The organism is Lishizhenia sp. (assembly GCF_057456495.1).
The window spans coordinates 1-3101 of record NZ_JBVCPV010000264.1 but is presented as its reverse complement, the minus strand read 5'-3'; the positions used below and the strand labels follow the sequence as shown (position 1 = coordinate 3101).

Sequence of the window (3101 nt, the reverse complement as noted above, 5' to 3'; positions counted from 1 at the left end):
TGCAACATCTACTGCTGTTTCAAGTACTTTATGTAAAACAGCACGTCCTTCTTTATTGTCTTCATATCCTAAAATGTTAAAGACTGCTTCACGTAGTCCAACTAGATTAACGATAAGAGTAGTTGAGCTCCTTTGCATATATTGAGTATTTCCAGCAAGTATTGGATTTAGTCCTCGTCTAGTTAGATCAGATATATCCTTCTTTCTTAATGACATTGAGGAAAGTGCAGGTTTCATTAATAATGCTAAACGAGCTCTAAAGTAAGTTTCATCTTTATTTGATTCAAATGCAAGTCTTGGTAAATTAATTGATAGTGATTGTAATTTAATAAAAGTGCCACTAGTATTTTTAGCATCATCTTTTAGAATTCCATTAATTGAAATACTTCCTTTAGAAAAGATCATTTTTCCACCTAGTGCAATTATTTCGGCTAGAATTTCAGATGAATCAACTAGTTTTGTTTTGTCTGCATCAATAATTAATCCAATTTTTGGTATTGGAGTAATTGTTACATAGTTTTTGTAAGCTGTAAGAATTGTTTTTGTAATCTTTTGATCAGAACCTAATTGAATTCTAAATGAAACAATTGTTGGTGAGCTTCCATACTGTGATGTTGTAGAAGATGTAGCAAAGGCATCAGTTAGTTTTTGTTCTAAATCTGAGAGATTTTTAGCATGTTTTGCCAACAGTTGTGGAAGTCCATCTAAAACTACCTCTTTTGATGCTTCTTTTGAAATCAAAGAAATTATCATGGATAAGGCAGATGTTAGGTTTTCAAGTGTCTTAATGGATGGAATTCTAGTCACGCCTAAGGCTTTGCCGCGTAGGTCAATTCCATCATCTATGAGTTCTTTTAGATTCACAAAAATCGTATCGGGTAAAAGTGACCAAATTCCGGGATTTGCTATATGGAGGTCTCCTGATAGGTGTGAATCTGCCACATCTTTTGGTAGGGTGTTTAGTAAAAGGTGTTCAGCAAAGACTGTTTGACCAGTTTTATACAAAAGGCCATCTGCACCATTATCAACATTTTCTACATTTGATAACATTTCTTTTACTTCAAAAACGGGCATTCCAAGTCTTGCTAACTTGTTTCTATATTCTTCATGCCCATGTTCTAAAAGAACAGAGTTTACCATTTCACGGATAAGGGAACCAGTAAGATATGTTGTTTGATATTTGTAAATTCGATTTTCAACTTCTTCTGTAATCTTTTGAGCTAATTCTAATGGAAGACTGCCTTCACGAACTAAAGATTGAATGATTTTATGTGAATTAAATTCTTCAATTGATTCGTGTGATGTTCGTACATACATTTTGCCACTTTCAATGATGGAACGTTCTTCGATCTGTCTTGCAAGGCTCAAAACTAATTTCCCAAGATTTGTAATTGTATAACGCCTTTCAGACTTGTTTAGCGCCACAAGTGATTGCCTTAACAATTTTCTTAAGTGGTATGCAAATTTTCCGCTCTCTTTTTTTGATTTAAAACCCGCAAGAGACTTTAATTCAGAATATGTTAAAGGCCCTTTAGAATTTAAGATTCTTAAGATGTCGATTCTGTTTGGACTGGCCATTACAGAAAAGATCATTCTTACACGTTTTGATGTAGATTGTAAGATTCCTCCTCGCTTTGGTTGCTCCGCTAGTCCCTCGCTCAGTTCCATATCCATGTCTAAAAGATCAGGGGTAATTAAGATTTGTGACGAAATGGTTATCTGTTATTTAGATCAGTTTTCTCTTACATCTAATGTAAATTCTGATGTAGAAAGAGTCTGTCCACATTCTGGACATTTATTATTGTAAGGCCTTACAACATCTTTTAGGGACTTTAACATTTTCATGTTGGCGATCTTTTTACCACATTTTCCGCAGGTTACTTCAACAGACATGTAATTGGATAATTTTCAAAATAATTAAGAATCTTTTGTGATTTTATTTTATAATTATAATAAATTTGATTTACTGTTTTTCTATTAAAATTCCGCGGTCATCAAATCCGACAATTTTGGCCTTGGTTCCAACCGGAAGGTCTGCAGGTTTTGCAATTCCACCCATAAAACCAGAAACTCGAAGGTCGGCATTATCCAATTTTAGAACAACCCAGGCATATGGAGTGTATTTTTCAAATCCTGCTGGGGGAACAGTGATTATAGTATAGGTAGCAATGGAGCCTTGACCTTCAAGAATAGCATTTTCAAATTCTGGATTTCCACAATTTTGACAAAAATAGACTGTTGCTAAATGTAGCTCTCCACACTTTTTACATTTTCTAGCAAGAACCTTTCCTGATTTTGCAACATCAATGAATTCTTGTTTAGCTGACAATTTACACACTTTGGAAAATATGTACAGCACAACTTGCACCAGTTGCGCCAAAGTTTTGTGTTAAGCCAATTTTAGCATCATTTACTGTTCTTTCGCCTGCTTTACCAGTAAGTTGATCAAAAACTTCTACCACTTGACCAACACCAGTAGCACCTATAGGATGACCTTTAGATTTTAAACCACCTGATGGATTAATTGGTATTTCACCTCGTCGTGATGTCTGGTCTTCTCTAACTCCTTCAACTCCTTTTCCTTTTTCAAAGAAACCTAAATCTTCACTATCAACAATTTCTGCAATCGTAAAACAATCATGTACTTCAGCAAAGTCAACATCTTTTGGAGTAATTCCAGCCATCTTGTATGCTGCTTCTGATGCAATCTTTGTGCTTGGAATTGTAGTCATGTGTTCACGACCTTGAAGAGCTGCTGGAGAGCCGCCCCTGCCTGAACCAATCACTTGAATGTAGTCTTTAGAGTGCTCTTTTGCAAACTTTTCACTGCATAAAATAACAGAGCTTGCACCATCTGAGAATGGACAGCAGTCATAAAGCTTTAGTGGACTTGCAACGACTGCGGACTTCATTACATCATCAACTGTAATTTTCTTTCTTAGGTGTGCTTTAGGATTTAGCAAGCCATTTTCATGATTTTTCACTGCAACTTCAGCAAAGTCTTCTTCAGTTGCTTTGAATTCTGTTAGATATGCACGTGCCATTGATGCAAACAAACCAGGAAATGAAGCTCCTGCTGCACCTTCATAAAAGAAATCAGA

The 3101-nt window shown here is 35.5% G+C and carries 3 protein-coding genes; all 3 read right to left on the bottom strand.

What is annotated here, in order from left to right; all coding sequences use genetic code 11:
- Positions 1 to 1674: anaerobic ribonucleoside-triphosphate reductase (gene nrdD / locus AC22ZQ_RS13790; RefSeq protein ID WP_318959345.1), on the bottom strand; the 1674-nt coding region annotated here is incomplete at its 3' end.
- A gap of 289 nt (positions 1675 to 1963) precedes the next feature.
- On the bottom strand, positions 1964 to 2329 hold the full coding sequence (locus tag AC22ZQ_RS13785) for a Zn-ribbon domain-containing OB-fold protein (protein WP_318959344.1): 366 nt from the start codon (positions 2327 to 2329) through the stop codon (positions 1964 to 1966).
- 1 nt (position 2330) lies between these two features.
- On the bottom strand, positions 2331 to 3101 hold a 771-nt coding region (locus AC22ZQ_RS13780; RefSeq protein ID WP_413468688.1), incomplete at its 5' end, for a thiolase C-terminal domain-containing protein.